We start from the raw sequence: 581 nt of genomic DNA, 5'->3' as shown, positions 1-581 counted from the left end.
GCGACGAATGGGGTTCGCACCACCTGTACTGGAACGAGCCCCGGGTCGTCGGGGGCACCCACCCGGTGCCGCTGGGGTCGAACAACTCAGGCCGTGGCGTGGGGGGTTCCATGGTGCACTTCGCGGGCTTCGCGCCGCGCCTGCACCCCTCCGACTTCCGCACGTACACCCTCGACGGCGTGGGCGTGGACTGGCCCCTGGAGTACGGGCAGCTGCGGCCGTTCTACGAACGGCTGGAGCGCGAGCTGCCGGTGGCCGGCCAGTTCTGGCCGTGGGGCGACCCGCATCCGCACCCCCATCCGCCGCACCCGGTGAGCGGCAACGGCGAGGTGATGCTCGCCGGCTGCGCGGCGCTCGGCATCGAGGCGCGCGTGGGCCCGGTCGCCATCGCCAACGGCCGCTTCGGCGACCGGCCGCACTGCATCTACCGCGGCTTCTGCCTCCAGGGCTGCAAGGTGAACGCCAAGGCGTCGCCGCTGATCACGCACGTGCCCGACGCGATCGCGCACGGCGCGGAGATCCGGGCCGACGCGATGGTCACCCGGGTGGAGACCGATCGTGCGGGCCGCCGGGTGACGGGC

Annotated in this window: 1 protein-coding gene; it reads left to right on the top strand. The window is 73.5% G+C overall.

The features are described from left to right. Positions 1–65: 65 nt before the first annotated feature. Positions 66–581 (top strand): GMC family oxidoreductase N-terminal domain-containing protein (locus LE181_RS31945; protein ID WP_372458562.1); only part of this gene is annotated, 516 nt, incomplete at its 3' end.

The organism is Streptomyces sichuanensis, from assembly GCF_020328095.1.
GTDB lineage: Bacteria > Actinomycetota > Actinomycetes > Streptomycetales > Streptomycetaceae > Streptomyces > Streptomyces cinnamoneus.
The sequence above is the reverse complement of the archived record's forward strand: the minus strand, read 5'-3'. Positions and strand labels throughout refer to the sequence as shown.